Annotated in this window: 15 protein-coding genes; 5 read left to right on the top strand and 10 right to left on the bottom strand. The window is 59.8% G+C overall.

Annotation, left to right across the window (positions count from 1 at the left end; translation table 11 throughout):
- Positions 1-191: 191 nt before the first annotated feature.
- Both lexA and sulA read left to right on the top strand, forming a co-directional pair.
- The gene (gene lexA, locus F8N66_RS15320) at positions 192-800 is read left to right on the top strand and encodes a transcriptional repressor LexA (RefSeq protein WP_150770990.1); all 609 of its coding nucleotides are present in this window, start codon (positions 192-194) and stop codon (positions 798-800) included.
- A gap of 10 nt (positions 801-810) precedes the next feature.
- A complete protein-coding gene (gene sulA, locus F8N66_RS15315) occupies positions 811-1,287 on the top strand; it encodes an SOS-induced cell division inhibitor SulA (protein ID WP_150770989.1) in 477 nt (158 codons plus the stop codon).
- Between the two features lie 91 nt (positions 1,288-1,378).
- Here sulA and F8N66_RS15310 read toward each other — a convergent pair whose 3' ends face one another.
- From F8N66_RS15310 to F8N66_RS15280, 7 genes are all read right to left on the bottom strand, one after another.
- Positions 1,379-1,612 (bottom strand): hypothetical protein, encoded by a 234-nt coding sequence (locus tag F8N66_RS15310; protein ID WP_150771590.1) that lies wholly within the window; start codon positions 1,610-1,612, stop codon positions 1,379-1,381.
- Between the two features lie 153 nt (positions 1,613-1,765).
- Complete coding sequence (locus F8N66_RS15305) at positions 1,766-2,290, bottom strand: DUF6586 family protein (protein WP_150770988.1); 525 nt, start codon at positions 2,288-2,290, stop codon at positions 1,766-1,768.
- A gap of 227 nt (positions 2,291-2,517) precedes the next feature.
- Positions 2,518-5,151, bottom strand: coding sequence for a type I DNA topoisomerase (topA, locus tag F8N66_RS15300; protein ID WP_150770987.1), 2,634 nt, complete (start codon positions 5,149-5,151; stop codon positions 2,518-2,520).
- A 114-nt stretch (positions 5,152-5,265) separates the two neighbouring features.
- On the bottom strand, positions 5,266-5,502 hold the full coding sequence (locus F8N66_RS15295; protein ID WP_150770986.1) for a DUF1653 domain-containing protein: 237 nt from the start codon (positions 5,500-5,502) through the stop codon (positions 5,266-5,268).
- A gap of 99 nt (positions 5,503-5,601) precedes the next feature.
- Positions 5,602-6,777 (bottom strand): acetyl-CoA C-acyltransferase FadA, encoded by a 1,176-nt coding sequence (gene fadA, locus F8N66_RS15290; RefSeq protein WP_150770985.1) that lies wholly within the window; start codon positions 6,775-6,777, stop codon positions 5,602-5,604.
- 29 nt (positions 6,778-6,806) lie between these two features.
- A complete protein-coding gene (fadB, locus tag F8N66_RS15285) occupies positions 6,807-8,954 on the bottom strand; it encodes a fatty acid oxidation complex subunit alpha FadB (protein WP_150770984.1) in 2,148 nt (715 codons plus the stop codon).
- Between the two features lie 616 nt (positions 8,955-9,570).
- Positions 9,571-10,008 (bottom strand): hypothetical protein, encoded by a 438-nt coding sequence (locus F8N66_RS15280; RefSeq protein WP_150770983.1) that lies wholly within the window; start codon positions 10,006-10,008, stop codon positions 9,571-9,573.
- 103 nt (positions 10,009-10,111) lie between these two features.
- On the opposite strand from F8N66_RS15280, the gene F8N66_RS15275 reads away from it, so the two are divergent.
- On the top strand, positions 10,112-10,552 hold the full coding sequence (locus tag F8N66_RS15275) for a universal stress protein (protein ID WP_128607126.1): 441 nt from the start codon (positions 10,112-10,114) through the stop codon (positions 10,550-10,552).
- 192 nt (positions 10,553-10,744) lie between these two features.
- On the opposite strand, the gene F8N66_RS15270 is transcribed toward F8N66_RS15275, so the two are convergent.
- Complete coding sequence (locus tag F8N66_RS15270; protein WP_150770982.1) at positions 10,745-12,664, bottom strand: ATP-binding cassette domain-containing protein; 1,920 nt, start codon at positions 12,662-12,664, stop codon at positions 10,745-10,747.
- Positions 12,665-12,878: 214 nt separating this feature from the next.
- Here F8N66_RS15270 and F8N66_RS15265 point away from each other — a divergent pair, with 214 nt between their 5' ends.
- Positions 12,879-14,807: a transglycosylase SLT domain-containing protein gene (locus tag F8N66_RS15265; protein WP_150770981.1), complete on the top strand. Its 1,929-nt coding sequence runs from the start codon at positions 12,879-12,881 to the stop codon at positions 14,805-14,807.
- A 200-nt stretch (positions 14,808-15,007) separates the two neighbouring features.
- Here the strand turns inward: F8N66_RS15265 and F8N66_RS15260 are convergent, their stop codons facing one another.
- The gene (locus F8N66_RS15260) at positions 15,008-16,795 is read right to left on the bottom strand and encodes an ABC transporter transmembrane domain-containing protein (protein ID WP_191623000.1); all 1,788 of its coding nucleotides are present in this window, start codon (positions 16,793-16,795) and stop codon (positions 15,008-15,010) included.
- A gap of 250 nt (positions 16,796-17,045) precedes the next feature.
- Between F8N66_RS15260 and F8N66_RS15255 the strand changes: the two genes are divergently transcribed.
- Positions 17,046-17,225, top strand: a complete 180-nt coding sequence (locus tag F8N66_RS15255) for a PA1571 family protein (protein WP_150770979.1) — start codon at positions 17,046-17,048, stop codon at positions 17,223-17,225.
- A 169-nt stretch (positions 17,226-17,394) separates the two neighbouring features.
- Here the strand turns inward: F8N66_RS15255 and pdxB are convergent, their stop codons facing one another.
- The gene (gene pdxB, locus F8N66_RS15250; protein WP_150770978.1) at positions 17,395-18,537 is read right to left on the bottom strand and encodes a 4-phosphoerythronate dehydrogenase PdxB; all 1,143 of its coding nucleotides are present in this window, start codon (positions 18,535-18,537) and stop codon (positions 17,395-17,397) included.
- Positions 18,538-18,553: the final 16 nt, after the last annotated feature.

The following is an 18,553-nucleotide window of genomic DNA, read 5'->3' as shown; positions in this document are numbered from 1 at the left end:
TTTCAGCCTGTGCCTTGTCAAGTCTGGCAGTTCGTTTTGGGAATGGTCGGTCAGACATTTAACCATACAACCGCAAAGCTTCAATCAGGAGGCTTGTCGACCGTCCAGCGGCGGACAAAAAAACGGGCATTGCCAAGACCGTTTCACTGTATATAATCCCAGTCACTGTATAAAAAGACAGAGCGATCAATATGCTAAAGCTGACGCCACGCCAAGCCGAGATTCTGGCCTTCATCAAACGCTGCCTTGAAGACAACGGCTACCCGCCGACCCGCGCGGAAATCGCTCAGGAACTGGGTTTCAAATCGCCGAACGCGGCGGAAGAGCACCTCAAGGCGCTGGCCCGCAAGGGCGCGATCGAGATGACCCCGGGTGCGTCACGCGGTATCCGCATCCCTGGGTTCGAAGCCAAGGCCGACGATTCGACCCTGCCTATCATTGGCCGGGTAGCGGCCGGCGCGCCCATCCTTGCCCAGCAACACGTTGAAGAATCCTGCAACATCAATCCTTCGTTTTTCCATCCGCGCGCCGACTATCTGCTGCGTGTGCATGGCATGAGCATGAAAGACGTGGGTATTTTCGACGGCGACCTGCTGGCCGTCCACACCACCCGAGAAGCCCGTAATGGCCAGATCGTGGTGGCAAGGATCGGCGATGAAGTGACCGTCAAGCGCTTCAAGCGCGACGGCAGCAAGGTTTGGCTGCTAGCCGAAAACCCTGAATTCGCACCTATTGAAGTGAACCTTAAAGATCAGGATCTGGTGATCGAAGGCTTGAGTGTCGGCGTCATTCGCCGCTAAAGGAGGCTTTATGCAGTTCCCACACACATCACAGCAAGCCCAATTGCCATTGCTGTTCGAGGCATTCCTGGCGCAGCCGCTGGCGCCGGTCCTGAATGAAGTGGTCGAGTCGCCCTGGAGCGCCGAACCCGAAGTGTTCAGTGAGTTGTCTCTGCGTGGTGCAGCCGGGAACTGCCTGAACCTGCTGGCACCGATTCTCAGGGAGCTGAGCGAGGACCAGGATGCACGCTGGCTCACATTGATCGCCCCGCCCGCCAGCCTGACGCAGGTCTGGTTGAGAGATGCCGGCCTCAATCGCGAGCGCATCCTGCTGCTGCAACCACGCGGCGCCCAGAGCGCCCAGCAACTGACCTGCGAAGCCCTTCGCCTCGGCCGCAGCCACACCGTCGTCAGCTGGCTCAACCCGCTGAGCACAACCTCGCGCAAACAGCTGATCAGCGCCGCCCGCACCGGGGACGCACAAAGTCTGAATATTCGACTGGGTTAACGGCAGATACGGCGCAGGCTGCGCCGGCGCAAGGCTTCTCCAGGGATGAGAAGCCAATCTATGGAGGCATAAAAAAACAGACGGACGGGTATCAGTGAAGTACCCGAGCACCCTCATCCTTCTCGAATTCGCCCTCAACCATGCGTCCGGCCATCTGAACGCCGACGCTCAACATCGCTTTGGCGACTTCAACATGCTGGCCTTGCAGGAACGCCTTGGCGTCTTCGGAGAAATCCAAAGTCACCAGAGAACCCTCGTCCTCAGCCCTGCGCAGTTCGATTCGGCCGTCTGGTAACTCGACAATTTCTAAAAAAGACGTAGGCATAAAGGTTTGTTCTCCACGAAAGGCGGGGATTATATAGGCATCAACCAGGCTTCGCTCGGGATCTTGACCAGATGCCATTACGAAGCGAACTATCCGACAACTCTCTTCCCTGAACGGACAGCCTTGCAGGCTGCCCGCCATACGCTCAGTCCATTAGCACTCGTTCAAGCCTTCGCGAAAGCGAATCGCCAGGCTCTTGAGGTTCTGACGCCAGCTCTCCAGTTCCTCACGACTCAATTCCTGAGGCGCCTCTTCTTCATCCAGATTGACCGCCAGGATCAGCGGCTGCGTCACGTCGCCCTTGGGTTTATGCGGCGCCCGTGGCGGCTGAAACAGCGCAGCATGGGCCGCCAGCAACCTGGCCAGCCACGTTTCCGGGTTGTTGGCCAGCTCGACCATTTCGGCCATTTCAGGAATGGCAATGCTTTCCAGCACTTCGCGGGTCAGCAGCGATTCCGCCCGAGGGGCATTGGCCTGGGGCAAGCGATAGAAACCGGCGATTTCATGGCACAGTCCCAGCAAGGCACCGTACAGGTGGAACAAGGCGGATTCGCGGCCTGCCTGAATCAGCGCCAGGGAATTCATCGCCCGCGCCTCTTCAGCCCTGGCGAGCGCTTCCAGCGACAGGCCGGCGAAATAAATCTTCTGGTTGGTACGGGTATAGAGTTCGTGGGCCATGACGGCAGCCTCCACAACGAATGATGCTTCACGCAGGTCAGACAGTGTCGTGGATCAGCCAAGTCGACCGCAAGCCCAAAACAAAAAGGCCGCATGAAAACCCGGGGGTTTCCATGCGGCCTTTGTAGGAGCGAGCTTGCTCGCGATGGTCGCCAACGATAACGCGGGAATTCTGACACCCCGCGTTGTTCTCGGGTTCATCGCGAGCAAGCTCGCGCCTACAGTTTTTAAGCCTTGGCAGTCTTCGCCGGACGCTTGTCTTCAACAGTCCACTTGCCACCGTCGTAATACGCTTTCCACCCGGTCGGCTTGCCGTCGACTTCAGTCTGCACGTATTGCTCCTTGGTCTTGCGGCTGTAACGGATCACGGCAGGCAGGCCGTCCGGATCTTTCTTCGGTGCTTCACAAAGGAAGTGGTACTTCGGATCGATCTCATCCTTGTGCGGGATGATCTCCATCACCAGCGGGGCGCGGGTCTCACGGTTTTTCGGGAACTGGCTGGCCGCCAGGAACAGGCCGGAAGCACCGTCGCGCAGGATGTAGGTGTCGTTGACCTTTTCGCATTTCAGCTCAGGCATCTTCACCGGGTCCATCTTCGGCGGCGCCGCGTCACCACTCTTCAGCAGTTTGCGGGTGTTCTTGCAGGTCGCATTGGTGCAACCAAAGAACTTGCCGAACCGACCGGTCTTGAGTTGCATCTCGCTGCCACACTTGTCGCATTCCAGGCTCGGACCTTCATAGCCCTTTATGCGATAAACACCCTCTTCGATTTCATAGCCGTCGCAATCCGGGTTGTTACCGCAGATGTGCAGCTTGCGCTTCTCGTCGAGCAGGTAGGCGTCCATCGCCGTGCTGCAGATCGGGCAGCGATGCTTGCCACGCAGCACCAGCGACTCCGACTCACCCTCGTCGTCCGCGGCGATCTCGTCACCCGGCACCAGGTTGACCGTGGCCTTGCAGCGCTCTTTCGGCGGCAGGCTGTAGCCCGAGCAACCGAGGAATACGCCAGTCGATGCGGTACGAATCTGCATCGGACGGCCACAGGTCTGGCACGGGATATTGGTCATGACCGGCTGGTTGGCACGCATGCCGTTGTCCGGACTTTCGGCCACTTCGAGTTTCTTCTTGAAGTCGCCGTAGAACTCGTCGAGCACGTTTTTCCAGTCGCGTTCACCTTGGGCCACGTCATCGAGATGTTCTTCCATGCCGGCGGTGAAGCCGTAGTCCATGAGGTTGGAGAAACTCTCGGACAGGCGCTCGGTGACGATGTCTCCCATCTTTTCCGAGTAGAAACGACGGTTGTGCAGCGCCACGTAGCCGCGGTCCTGGATGGTCGAAATGATCGCCGCATAGGTCGAAGGACGACCGATGCCGCGCTTTTCCATTTCCTTGACCAGGCTGGCTTCCGAGTAGCGCGCCGGCGGCTTGGTGAAATGCTGGGTCGGATCAAGCTTGATCAGCTTCATCGCGTCGCCCTGGGCCATGTCCGGCAGGACATCGTCATCGCCCGGCTTGGCGATTTGCGGCATGACGCGGGTGTAACCGTCGAACTTGAGAATGCGACCCTTGGCACGCAGCTCGAAGTCGCCAGCACCCACGGTCACCGTGGTCGACAGGTATTGCGCCGGCAGCATCTGGCAAGCGAGGAATTGACGCCAGATCAGCTCGTAGAGACGCTCTGCGTCGCGCTCCATGCCCGACAGCTTGCTCGGCTCGGTGTTGGCGTCGGACGGACGAATCGCTTCGTGAGCCTCTTGTGCGCCTTCCTTGCTGCTGTAGACGTTCGGGGTTTCCGGCAGGTATTTCTTGCCGAACTCGCCTTCAATATAAGTACGCGCCATCGCCACGGCATCGGCCGAGAGGTTGGTGGAGTCGGTACGCATATAAGTGATGTAGCCGGCTTCGTACAAGCGCTGGGCCATCATCATGGTTTTCTTCACACCGAAGCCCAGGCGGTTGCTCGCGGCCTGCTGCAGGGTGGAGGTGATGAACGGTGCCGACGGCTTGCTGCTGGTCGGTTTGTCTTCACGCTTGACGATGCTGTAGCTGGAAGCCTTGAGCTTTTCCAGCGCGGCCATGGCCTGGGTTTCGTTCAGCGGCTTGAAGGCTTCGCCCTTCTCGCGAGCGACGTCGAAACGCACGGTGGCGCCCTTGGCGGTGCCAAGGTCGGCGTGAACTTCCCAGTACTCTTCCGGAATGAACGCGCGAATTTCACGCTCGCGCTCGACCACCAGCTTCACCGCAACGGACTGCACGCGACCGGCGGACAAGCCACGGGCGATCTTCGCCCACAGCAGCGGCGAAACCATGTAACCCACCACGCGGTCGAGGAACCGACGCGCCTGCTGGGCGTTGACACGGTCGATGTCCAGCTCGCCTGGCTTGGAGAAGGCTTCCTGGATCGCTTTCTTGGTGATTTCGTTGAACACCACGCGCTTGTAGCGGCTGTCATCACCACCGATGGCTTCGCGCAGGTGCCAGGCAATGGCTTCCCCCTCGCGATCCAAGTCGGTTGCGAGATAGATGGTGTCAGCATCCTTGGCGAGCCGGCGCAGCTCTTCGATGACTTTTTCCTTGCCTGGAAGGATCTCGTACTTGGCTTTCCAGCCATGATCGGGATCGACCCCCATGCGAGCGACCAGCTGCTTGCGCGCCTTTTCCTTCGGCGACAAGGCCGGCGCTTCGCCCGCAGCGGCCTTGCCGCGCTTGGCGGCTGGCTCTTTGCTGGCGCTAGCCGAACCGCTGGTGGGCAGGTCTCGGATATGGCCGATACTCGACTTCACCACGTATTGGTTACCCAGATACTTGTTGATGGTCTTGGCCTTAGCCGGGGATTCCACAATGACCAGCGATTTGCCCATGGATCAGAAAATTCCTGAATTCTAGAAGTGAAAGGCGGTTGGCGCCTGACGCGGCACCGCTATATATAGTGGCTACAAGGTGAGGTCAAGCGCAGGGTTTTGCGCGCACTCAGCTTATGGCTGGGTAAAAAGGCTTTCTTCGGCTTGCACCAAAGCAAAGCGTGGTACCTGTTCGCCGTCAACTTCGACCGACTCCAGGAACATGCTCAAGGGACGCACCCAAAAGCCGTAATCGCCATACAGGGCTTGGTAGAAGACCACTTCTTCCTCGGTTTCCGAATGCCGCGCGACACTGAATACGCGGTACTGCGGACCTTTGTAATGTTGGTAGAGCCCAGGAGGTATCGGCATGCTTTGGCCCTCACTCAAATTTTTTCTAAATAAAAACAAAAATAAATCCGGAAAAACAAAAACCGGGGCACTTGGCCCCGGCTTCCGTCGACGAAACGCTTAAACGCGTTCGAAGACGGTGGAGATGCCTTGGCCGAGACCAATGCACATGGTGGCCACCCCGAAGGTGCCGCCATTTTGCTTCATCACGTTCAGCAAAGTGCCGGAAATCCGTGCACCGGAGCAACCGAACGGGTGACCCAGGGCGATCGCGCCACCGTGCAGGTTAACCTTCTCGTTCATCTTGTCGAGCACTTTCAAATCTTTCAGCACCGGCAAGGCCTGTGCGGCGAAGGCTTCGTTGAGCTCGAAGAAGTCGATATCGTTGATGCCAAGGCCCGCGCGCTTCAGTGCTTTTTGTGTCGCCGGTACTGGACCATAGCCCATGATCGCCGGGTCCACACCTGCCACTGCCATCGAGCGAATCACCGCCAGGGGCTGGATGCCCAGGTCCTGTGCACGCTGCGCCGACATCACGATCATGCACGAAGCACCGTCGGTGATCTGCGACGAAGTACCCGCTGTCACGGTACCGCCCTTCGGGTTAAACGCTGGCTTCAACGCCGCCAGGCTTTCCAGGGTAGTTTCCGGACGAATGGTTTCGTCGTAGTCGAACAGTTTCAGGAAACCGTTCTCGTCATAGCCCTGCATCGGGATGATTTCGTCCTTGAACTTGCCTTCCACGGTCGCCTTGTGGGCGAGCTGGTGGGAACGCACGCCGAACGCGTCCTGCTGCTCGCGAGTGATGCTGTGCATCTTGCCCAACATTTCAGCGGTCAGGCCCATCATGCCCGAGGCTTTCGCCGCGTACAGGGACATGTGCGGGTTCGGATCGACACCGTGCATCATGCTCACGTGACCCATATGCTCGACGCCGCCAACGACGAATACGTCACCGTTGCCGGTCATGATCGCTTGCGCAGCCGTGTGCAGCGCGCTCATGGACGAGCCACACAGGCGGCTGACGGTCTGGCCGGCCGAGGTGTGCGGGATCTGGGTCATCAGCGACGCCATGCGGGCGATGTTCCAGCCCTGCTCCAGGGTCTGGTTCACACAGCCCCAGATCACGTCCTCGACTTCGCTCGGGTCGACCTTGACGTTGCGTTCCAGCAGTTTGCTGATCAGGTGTGCCGACATGTCTTCGGCGCGGGTGTTGCGGTGCATGCCGCCCTTGGAGCGGCCCATCGGCGTACGACCGAAGTCGACAATCACGACGTCTCTAGGATTCAAGCTCATACGTTCACTCTCACTCTAGTTGGGGGCGCTTAACCGAAGAAGCTCTGGCCGTTCTTGGCCATTTCGCGCAGCTTCGCGGTCGGGTGGTACAGCGCGCCCAAATCAGCGTACTGGTCAGCCAGGGCAACGAACTCTGCCACACCGATCGAGTCGATGTAACGCAGCGCGCCGCCACGGAATGGAGGGAAACCAATACCGTAGACCAGGCCCATGTCGGCTTCGGCAGCGGTTTCGACGATGCCGTCTTCCAGGCAACGCACGGTTTCCAGGCACAGCGGGATCATCATCCAGTTGATGATGTCTTCGTCCGTGACTTCGCGCTGTTCGAACACGATCGGCTTGAGCACTTCCAGCACCGACGGATCGGCGACTTTCTTCTGCTTGCCCTTCTTATCGGTCTCGTAGGCGTAGAAGCCCTTGCCGTTCTTCTGGCCCAGGCGCTTGGCTTCGTAGAGCACGTCAACGGCTGAACGGCGGTCGTCTTTCATGCGGTCCGGGAAGCCTTCAGCCATCACGTCACGACCGTGGTGGCCGGTGTCGATGCCGACCACGTCCATCAGGTACGCCGGGCCCATCGGCCAGCCGAATTTTTCCATGACCTTGTCGATACGGACGAAGTCCACACCGGCGCTGACCAGCTTGGCGAAACCGCCGAAGTACGGGAACAGCACGCGGTTGACCAGGAAGCCCGGGCAGTCGTTGACCACGATCGGGTTCTTGCCCATTTTCTTGGCGTAGGCAACGGTGGTGGCAACGGCCAGCTCGCTGGATTTCTCGCCACGGATCACTTCCACCAACGGCATCATGTGCACCGGGTTGAAGAAGTGCATGCCGACGAAGTTTTCCGGACGCTTGAGGGCCTTGGCCAGCAGGCTGATGGAAATGGTCGAGGTGTTCGACGCGAGGATGGTGTCCTCTTTGACCTGGTCTTCGACTTCAGCCAGAACGGCTTGCTTGACCTTAGGGTTCTCGACGACCGCTTCGACCACCAGGTCAACGTGACCGAAATCACCGTAGGACAGGGTCGGACGAATGCCATTGAGGACTTCGGCCATTTTCGCGGCGGTCATGCGGCCTTTATCAACGCGACCAACCAGCAGTTTGGCGGCCTCGGCCAGCCCCTGCTCGATACCGTGCTCGTTGATGTCCTTCATCAGAATCGGCGTGCCTTTGGAAGCCGACTGGTAAGCGATACCGCCACCCATGATGCCGGCGCCCAGTACGGCAGCCTGCTTCACGTCCTTGGCGATTTCGTCGTAGGCCTTGGCCTTTTTCTTCAGTTCCTGATCGTTCAGGAACAGGCCGATCAGGCTCTGCGCAGCAGAGGTCTTGGCCAGCTTCACGAAACCGGCGGCTTCGACTTCCAGTGCCTTGTCACGACCGAAATTCGCGGCTTTCTGGATGGTCTTGATCGCTTCTACCGGGGCCGGGTAGTTCGGACCCGCTTGACCGGCAACGAAACCTTTGGCGGTTTCGAAAGCCATCATTTGCTCAATCGCGTTCAGCTTCAGCTTTTCCAGCTTCGGCTGGCGCTTGGCCTTGTAGTCGAACTCGCCGGAAATGGCGCGCTGGATCAGTTCCAGGGCAGCTTCCTGCAGCTTCTCAGGCGCGACCACGGCGTCGACGGCGCCAACTTTCAGCGCGTCTTCAGGACGGTTTTCCTTGCCGGCGGCAATCCACTCGATAGCGTTGTCGGCACCGATCAGGCGCGGCAGGCGCACGGTACCGCCGAAGCCCGGGTAGATGCCCAGCTTGACTTCCGGCAGACCGATCTTGGCCTTGGTGGACATGACGCGGTAGTCCGCCGCCAGGCACATTTCCAGACCGCCACCCAGCGCGATGCCATTGATCGCGGCAACGGTCGGGACGTTGAGGTCTTCGAAATCGCTGAAAATCTTGTTGGCTTCGAGGTTGCCAGCAACAAGCTCTGCATCCGGCAGCTTGAAGTTGTCGACAAATTCGGTGATGTCGGCGCCGACGATGAACACGTCCTTGCCACTGCTGACGATCACACCCTTGATCGAAGCATCTGCCTTGATGGTGTCCACGGCCTGACGCAGTTCGTTCAGGGTTAGACGGTTGAACTTGTTGACGGACTCACCCTTGAGGTCGAACTTCAGTTCGACGATGCCACTTTCAAGAGCCTTAACCGTGATGGCTTTACCTTCGTAAATCATCAACTGATCTCCACGATATGGAAGCTGAACAGTACACGTTGGACGCAGGCGAATGGCTGGGCAGTGACGTCAATCGTCGATGCTACGCCTATCCACCCGACACACCCGCCAACGCGATAGTCGGGATTCTGTAGGAACGTTTTCAAAACAAACGCTCAATTCATACGCCCGTTTGATTTGGGTACGCCACCTTCACGGAATTTCCGACAATTGTCAATCGCCCAAAATACGGGTTGAAAGACGACTTTACGGTCATTTCTGTAAGACGAAGGCCTGCAACACGCGGCTGCATGAGTCAATATTCATAGGATCAATTATTAGAAAAGTCGCCCTAATTCCCCGCAGCCTGCGTTTAACAGGCTACGCTGGCGGAACTTCGAGGAAAATTTGAACGCTTTGGCGAATGCCCAGCGTAAGATCAGCCCACATTGAATTACCGGCCTGCCTGGCCAACTCCCGCCCGATGATGTTGTCGGGCTTTTTATTGCCTGCGATAAAACCCTGCAGGAGCGAGCCTGCTCGCGATGCTCGTCAACGATGACGCTTGAAGGCTGACACCCCACGGTGCTCTCAGGTTCATCGCGAGCGTGCTCGCTCCTACAGGAATACCGTATTTTCAGGCGAGGGCTTTAAGGGTGGCATCGATGTGCTGCAGCACCTCGGCTTCGCCCTTTTCGCCCCAATACAGCGCGATCATTTGCTTATCGGCCTCGACCTTGTAGACATTGTCCGGCAATTTTTCGAAATGATTGAGCAGCGCCCGATCCCCGCAGGTTTCCTGCCACTGATTCACCCACAGGCCCGGCGACTTTTGCCAGTAGCTCCAGCAGGCCGGTTGCGTGCCACGCCGTGGCCGATGGTACTGCGCGCACGGGTTCGGCGGCTCCTGGCCGAGCCAGTGCGGCCATTCCTGTGGCGCCAGCTGCATGGCCAGACCGATGCGCCGGGCCTCCATGCGCAGGGCCATGCGACCACTCTGGTGGCGGGACGGTCGCAACCATGCCAGGGGGCTAAGCACCACCAGCAGGATTGACACCACTATCCAGACCGTCATATCTGTACTCCCGATTTTGAATGAGCGCATTCGGCCACTTTGGAACCAATGCGCTTGAAACCAGCCATACTTACCAATATTGATTCCTCAGGAGGAGCACCTCATGCCCTACAACCATATTCTGGTCGCTGTAGATCTAACCGAAGAGTGCGACCCTGTAATCCACCGTGCTCGCGAGCTGTCCGTGAGCAATGGGGCGAAATTGTCCCTGGTGCATATCGTCGAGCCAATGGCCATGGCCTTTGGCGGTGACGTGCCGATGGACCTGTCACAACTGCAACAACAACAGTTCGATCAGGCCAAGGAGCGTCTCGACCGGCTGATCGTGAAATATCCGGAGCTCTCCCGGGAATACAGCCACCTGACCTACGGCCAGCCCCGCCAGGAGATTCACCACCTGGCCAAGGAGCAAGGGTGCGACATGATCGTGGTCGGCAGTCACGGGCGACATGGCCTGGCGCTGCTGCTGGGCTCGACCGCCAACGACGTGCTGCACGGCGCGCCTTGCGATGTGCTGGCGGTGCGCCTGCAAAGCAAAAACTGACAACACAAAACAATGTGGGAGCGGGCTTGCTCGCGAAGGCGGCATAACAGTCGACATCTTTACTGAATGCCATACCATTTTCGCGAGCAAGCCCGCTCCCACATTGGGTCGTAGTCGTCCCGCAGTTCGCATTGCATATGAAAAGCCCGGCGTTCACTTCTGAGCGCCGGGCTTTTTTTACAGCAAGCTCAATCAGGCATCCAGTTCGGCCCAACGCTCGACCATCACATCGAGTTCAGCCTGTAACTGGGACAGCTGAGCGATCACCGCCGCGGTTTCCGTCGCCGGACGCAGGTAGAAACCGGCATCCGCCATCTGCGCTTCAACGGCAGCAATCTGCTGTTCCATGGCTTCGATCTGCCCTGGCAAGGCTTCCAGCTCGCGCTGCAACTTGTAGCTGAGCTTTTTCTTCGCCACCGGCGCTTCAACGGCTGCCACGACCGGCGCAGGCTCGGCCTTGACCACCGCGGAATTCAGGTCGGCCTTGCCGGATTTGCTCTCGGTTACGCCCAGCAGGCGTGGGGAACCGCCCTGGCGCAGCCAGTCCTGATAACCGCCGACGTATTCACGAACCTTGCCTTCGCCTTCGAACACCAGGGTGCTGGTGACCACGTTGTCGAGGAATGCCCGGTCGTGGCTGACCATCAGCACCGTGCCGTTGAAGGTCAGCAAGACCTCTTCCAGCAGCTCGAGGGTTTCGACGTCGAGGTCGTTGGTCGGTTCGTCGAGGACCAGCAGGTTCGCCGGCTTGCTGAACAGCTTGGCCAGCAACAGCCGCGCTCGCTCACCACCAGACAGCGCCTTGACCGGTGTGCGGGCACGCTGCGGGCTGAACAGGAAGTCGCCGAGGTAGCTCAGTACGTGGCGGCTTTGGCCGTCGATGTCGATGAAATCGCGCCCTTCGGCGACGTTATCGATCACGGTTTTTTCCAGGTCCAGCTGATGGCGCAACTGGTCGAAGTAGGCGACGTCGATCTTCGTCCCCTCTTCCACCTTGCCGCTGGTGGGTTGCAAGCCACTGAGCATCAGTTTCAGCAGCGTGGTCTTGCCGGTACCGTTGGCGCCGAGCAGACCGATACGGTCACCGCGCTGCAGCACCATCGAGAAGTCCTTGATCAGGAACGGCCCGCCCGGGTGAGCAAAGCTCACATTCTCGAGCACCATCACCTGTTTGCCGGACTTGTCGGCGGTTTCCAGCTGAATGTTGGCCTTGCCGGTGCGTTCACGACGCTCGCTGCGCTCGACGCGCAGGGCCTTGAGTGCGCGAACGCGGCCTTCGTTACGGGTGCGTCGGGCCTTGATGCCCTGGCGAATCCACACTTCTTCCTGGGCCAGGCGCTTGTCGAACAGCGCGTTGGCAGTGGCTTCGGCAGCCAGTTCGGCTTCTTTGTGAACGAGGAAACTGGCGTAGTCGCCATTCCAGTCGATCAGGCCACCGCGATCCAGCTCAAGGATGCGGGTCGCGAGGTTTTGCAGGAAAGAACGGTCGTGCGTGATGAACAGCACGGCGCCCTGGAAATCCTTCAGCGCTTCTTCGAGCCAGGCAATCGCACCGATGTCCAGGTGGTTGGTCGGTTCGTCGAGCAGCAGCAGGTCCGGCTCGGACACCAGGGCCTGGGCCAGCAGGACGCGTCGACGCCAGCCACCGGACAATTCGGCGAGGGTCTTGTCGGCCGGCAGTTGCAGGCGGCTGAGGGTGCTGTCGACCAGGGTCTGCAAGCGCCAGCCATCGCGGGCTTCGAGGTCGTGCTGAACGTGCATCAGCTTGTCCAGGTCGGCGTCGGTGACGATGTTCTGGCTCAGGTGGTGGTATTCGGCCAGCAACGCGCCAACACCGTCCAGGCCTTCGGCAACCACGTCGAACACTGTCCGCTCGTCGGCTACCGGCAATTCTTGCGGCAATTCGCCGATCTTGAGCCCGGGTGCGCGCCAAACGGAGCCGTCATCGGGCTTCTGGTCGCCCTTGACGAGCTTCATCATGCTGGACTTGCCAGTGCCGTTGCGGCCGATGATGCACACCCGCTCTCCACGGGCGATCTGCCAGGACACCTTGTCCAACAACGGCATAGCGCCGAAAGCAAGGGACACATCGCTGAATTTGAGCAGGGTCATGAGCTTCTCCAAAAACCGGGGGCGCATTCTACCTGAATCGAGGCTTCAGCAGGCCGGCAATTTCACTGTCGGAGGACTCTGCACGACAAATGTTGCGAACTGATGCCGACAGGTCCGCAAAGCTTTCGCCGGCTGCTGGCAAAAGGCTAAGCTACGGATAATTCAGTGTGGGCATCGCCAGCACTTGTCATGATTTTTTCTGTCCGGACGTCTCATGCGCAGTCGCCTTCTCAAGCTTTTGTCCTGTTTTTTTCTTTCCGCTGCTGCCATTCAATCCGCCCAGGCGGTGGACCTGTCCACCCAACGCCAATATTACGATGAGGCCAAGCGTGCCCTGGCCAAGGGCGATTCCGGCCCGTATTTCCGTTACAGCCAGGCCTTGGCCGACTATCCGCTGGAGCCATACCTGGCGTATGACGAACTGACCGCGCGACTGAAAACCGCGAGCAATGCCGAAATCGAGAAGTTCCTCGCCGAACACGGCGACCTGCCGCAAGCCAACTGGATGAAACTGCGCTGGTTGCGCTGGCTGGCCGATCGCGGCGACTGGGCGACCTTCGTCAAGTATTACGACCCCAAGATGAACTTCACGGAACTGGACTGCCTGAATGCGCAGTACCAGATCAGCCACAATCTCAAGACCGAAGGCTATGCCAACGCCAACAAACTCTGGCTGACCGGAAAATCCCAACCCGAGGCCTGCGATGCGCTGTTCGGCATGTGGGCCGCCGAAGGCCAGTTGACCGAGCAGAAGCGCTGGGAGCGCACCAAACTCGCCGCCCAGGCGCGCAACTACCCGCTGGCCAACAGCCTGGTCAACGGCCTGAGCACCCTCGCCCCTCGCGGTCGCCTGTTGATCGACGTGGCGCAAAAGCCCGAGCTGCTCAACCAGCCGTCGCGCTTCACGCCAGCGGATGAGCCTATGTCGGATATCGTCAGCCTTGGCTTGCGCCGCCTCGCCCGCCAGGACCCGGACAAGGCCATGGCCCTGCTCGACGGCTATGCCAGCAGCATGCACTTCTCCCGCGACGAAAAAGTGGCGATCGCCCGGGAAATCGGCCTGACTCTCGCACGCCGCTTCGACGGCCGTGCGCTGGACGTGATGACCAAGTACGACCCGGAACTGCGCGACAACACCGTGTCCGAATGGCGCCTGCGCCTGCTCCTGCGCCTGGCCCGCTGGGACGACGCCTACCAGTTGACCCGCCGCCTGCCCCAGGACCTCGCCACCACCAACCGCTGGCGCTACTGGCAGGCCCGCAGCCTGGAACTGGCACAACCGCAGAACCCGGAAGCGCAGACCCTCTATAAAAACCTCGCCCGCGAGCGCGATTTCTATGGCTTCCTCGCCGCCGACCGTTCGCAGTCGCCCTATTCGCTGATCAACAAACCGCTGGTGCTGAGCCAGGCCACCATCAACAAAGTACGCAACACCCCGGGTGTGCGTCGCGCCCTGGAGTTCCATGCGCGAGGGCAGATCGTCGACGGTCGCCGCGAGTGGTACCACGTCAGCCGGCATTTCAGCCGCGACGAAATGGTCGCCCAGGCGAAACTGGCCTACGACCTGAAATGGTATTTCCCGGCGATCCGCACGATCAGCCAGGCGCAATACTGGGACGACCTGGACATCCGCTTCCCGATGGCTCATCGCGAGACCCTGGTCCGTGAAGCCAAGGTCCGTGGCCTGCATTCGAGCTGGGTGTTTGCCATCACCCGCCAGGAAAGCGCCTTCATGGACGATGCCCGTTCCAGCGTCGGTGCCAGTGGCCTGATGCAACTGATGCCGGGCACCGCCAAGGAAACCGCGCGCAAGTTCAGCATTCCGCTGGCCTCGCCGCAGCAGGTGTTCGACCCGGATAAAAACATCCAGCTCGGCGCCGCCTACCTGAGCCAGGTTCACAGCCAGTTCAACGGCAACCGCGTGCTCGCCTCCGCCGCCTACAACGCCGGCCCCGGTCGCGTGCGCCAGTGGCTGCGCGGCGCTGACCACCTGAGTTTCGACGTGTGGGTGGAAAGCATTCCGTTCGACGAAACCCGCCAATACGTACAGAACGTGCTGTCGTATTCGGTGATCTACGGCCAGAAACTCAACTCACCGCAACCGCTGGTGGATTGGCATGAGCGGTATTTCGACGATCAATAAGCCGGTTTTGCAGGAGCTGCCACAGGCTGCGATTTTTGATTTTGCTCTTGAAAATGCCCGTATCGATTGATGTGGGCATTTTTTTTGGTTTTTGGTTTTTGGGTTTTGGTTTTTTGGGTTGAGAAAAGATCGCAGCCTCGTTTCACTCGACAGCTCCTACACAGCTCCTACACAGCTCCTACACGCCTCCTGTGCGGCTGTTACAGGTGGAGATCGAACTCGGTCTTGCCGTCACTGAACTGCAACGCCGCCAACCGCGCGTAGAGCGCATTGCCGGCAATCAATTCCTGATGCGTCCCCACGGCCACCAGTTTCCCCTGGTCCATCACCGCGATGCGGTCGGCGTTTTTGACCGTGGCCAGGCGGTGGGCGATGACCAGGGTGGTGCGATTTTTCATCAGGCTTGGCAGGGCTTGCTGGATCAGATGTTCACTCTGGGCATCAAGGGCGCTGGTGGCTTCGTCGAGCAGCAGGATGGGCGCGTCCACCAGCAACGCCCGGGCGATGGCCAGGCGTTGCCGCTGGCCGCCGGACAAGCCCAGGCCGCCGTCGCCCAAGTGGGTCTGGTAACCGTTGGGCATGGCTTCGATGAAGTCATGGGCATAGGCGATTTTCGCCGCTTCCTGGACTTCGGCCAGGGTGGCCGTCGGTTTGCCGTAGCGAATGTTGTCTTCGATGCTGCCGAAAAACAGCGCCGGGGTTTGCGAGACCAGGGCGAAACAGCGGCGCAGGTCCAATGGATCGAGCCGGGTCAACGGGACGCCATCGAGCAGAATGCGCCCTTCGACCGGGTCATAAAAGCGCAGCAACAGGTCATACACCGTCGACTTGCCGGCACCGGACGGCCCGACCAGAGCCAGGGTTTCGCCCGCCCTGACCGTCAGGTCCAGGCCATCGACGGCGTAGCTTTCGGGACGTGACGGGTAGGAAAAACGCACGTCTTGCAGTTGCAGGTTGCCTTTCACCCTGGCAGGTAACGACACCCGATCGGTGGCCGGTGCCACGATGATGTTTTCCGAACGCAGCAATTCGGCGATCCGTTCCGCCGCGCCCGCCGCGCGCTGCAATTCGCCGATCACCTCGCTCAAGGTGCCGAACGCACTGCCCACGATCAGGCTATAGAAGACAAACGCCGCCAGCTCGCCGGCGGAAATCCGCCCGGCAATCACATCCATGCCGCCGACCCAGAGCATCACGCCCACGGCCCCCAGCACCAGCACGATCACCAGCGTAATCAGCCACGCCCGCTGAAAAATGCGCTTGCGCGCGGTGTTGAACGCGTCTTCGACGGTCACGGCAAAACGTTGTTCGTCCTGGCCCTGGTGGTTGTAGGCCTGCACGGTCTTGATCTGGCCGAGGGTTTCGGAGACGTAGCTGCCAATGTCGGCGATCCGGTCCTGGCTCAGGCGCGACAGGTTGCGCACCCGGCGACCAAAGATCAGGATTGGCGCGATCACCAGCGGCAAGGCCACCACCACGATGCTGGTCAGTTTGGGGTTGGTGATGAACAGCAGCACGATCCCGCCGATTACCATCAGCAGATTGCGCAAGAACATCGACAGCGAAGAGCCGATCACCGATTGCAGCAGCGTGGTGTCGGCCGTCAGCCGCGACTGGATTTCGGAGCTGCGGTTGTTTTCGTAGAAGCCCGGGTGCAGGTAAATCAGATGGTTGAACACCTGCCGGCGGATGTCGGCGACGCAGCGTTCGCCGATCCACGACACCAGGTAAAACCGCGCAAACGTGCCCACCGCCAGCCCGACCACCAGCAGCATGAACAAGCCGATGGACTGGTTGAGCAAGTGCGGCGACTGGGTCATGAAACCCTGATCCACCAGCAGACGAATACCCTGGCCCATGGACAGGGTAATGCCCGCCGTGACGATCAACGCGAGCAAGGCACCGAACGCGTGCCAGCGATAAGGCGCGATGAAACGGCTGGCCAGGCGAATCGCACGGCGGTGTCGAACAGAGAGCATTGGCATCATCCAGTCGGAACAATTGATAGGTTTACCCTACACCGCTCAATGGGGTGGAACTCGGTAAATCACAATGAGTCAGGTTAATTATGACCGCCAACACTAGGGCCTAGACGCTATTGGTCTAATGTTCGGGTGGCAACGTCGCGTTATTTCTGGTGGACTGGTATGGCCGCCCTGGAGAGATCGCAGGGAGCTGTCACAGCCTGGTCACCTGGCGGTTCTACAGTAAGCACACAACCTGATGAGGAGACAGGCCATGTCCTTGCAAAACAGCAGCGATGACAAGATTGAAGTGATCCGCACGCAGCCAAACCAGTCTCTGGGTTGCTCGATTATCGATAAGGAAGGGCGCGAAGTACCGATCACTGAAGACATGATCCAGGAAGCCTGCCGCGACCTGGAAAAGCGATTGGTCAAGCCTGCCGAACAAGAGTGATATAGCCACCGTCTTCTTGACCCGGCCCTGATGGCCGGGTTTTTTATGGGTGCTTTTCCGGAAACAGCGGTGCGGCCATTCGCGAGCAAGCCCGCTCCCACACTGGGTCTGTGGCGTTCACAGGTCCAGTGTGGGAGCGGGCTTGCTCGCGAATGGGCCAACTCGTTCTCTAGAGAGCCGTCGCCCCCAACGCCGCCACTATCTGACGTAATGCCGGCGCATCCCCATCAATCCGCACCTGCAACCCATCAATCTCGCGCCGCGACGGGTAGTTCTTGCGCAATGCATCAAACGCCGCACGCTGCTCGGTCACACTGCCTACAAGACTGCGACGAAAATCCGCATCATCACGGCGTGGGTCGTACACGCCACGGCACAACATCGCCAGCGCCCAGGCCGGGTCGCTTTCAGCGCTCAAGGTCACGTGCGACAACCACGGCGCCGGCAGCAAGTCGTTGAGGCTGACCCGGGCCGGCTGCCCGATGGAATCGCAATACGCCTGATAGATCTGCGCCGTACCACGCTGCTTGCCGTCCAGGCTGTACCCGGCGATGTGCGGGGTCGCCAGCACGCAGAGTTCGGCCAGTGCCACATCGACTTCCGGCTCGCCTTCCCACACGTCCAGCACCGCTTGCAGGTCTTCGCGCTCCAGCAGCACATCACGCAACGCGGCGTTATTGACCACCGGGCCGCGACTGGCGTTGATCAGCCAGGTTCCCGGCTTCAGTTGGTTCAGGCGTTTTTTATCGAACAGGTGCCAGGTCGGCTGAGCGCCGCGCTTGTTCAACGGCGTGTGCAGACTGATCACGTCGCACTGCTCGATGATCTCTTCCAGGCTGACGAAGTCTCCACCTTCAAAAGCGTGCCGTGGCGGGTCACAGACCAGTACCTTCCAGCCCAGGCCTTGCAGGACCTTGACCAGGCGCCCGCCCACCTCGCCCGCACCGACCACGCCGTAGGTGCGCTGAGTCAGGTCGACGCCTTCGATTTCGGCCAGGGTCAGCAGGCTGCCGAGCACATAGTCGACCACGCCCCGGGCATTGCAGCCCGGGGCGCTGGACCAGGTGATGCCGGCCTGTTGGAAATAATCGAGGTCCAGGTGATCGGTGCCGATGGTGCAAGTGCCGACAAACCGCACCTTGCTGCCTTCGAGCAGCGCGCGGTTGACGTTGGTCACTGAACGCACCAGCAGGACATCGGCCTGTTCGACGGTGGCACGGTCGATTGAACGCCCCGGTACCCGGCGGACTTCACCGAAACCTTCGAAGAACGCATCGAGCAGGGGGATATTTTCGTCGGCAACAATCAGCATGGCAGGCTCCTTTGGC

It is taken from the genome of Pseudomonas fluorescens (assembly GCF_902498195.1).
Lineage (GTDB): Bacteria > Pseudomonadota > Gammaproteobacteria > Pseudomonadales > Pseudomonadaceae > Aquipseudomonas > Aquipseudomonas fluorescens_BU.
Note: the sequence above shows the minus strand (reverse complement) of the source record. Positions and strands in the feature narration are given on the sequence as shown.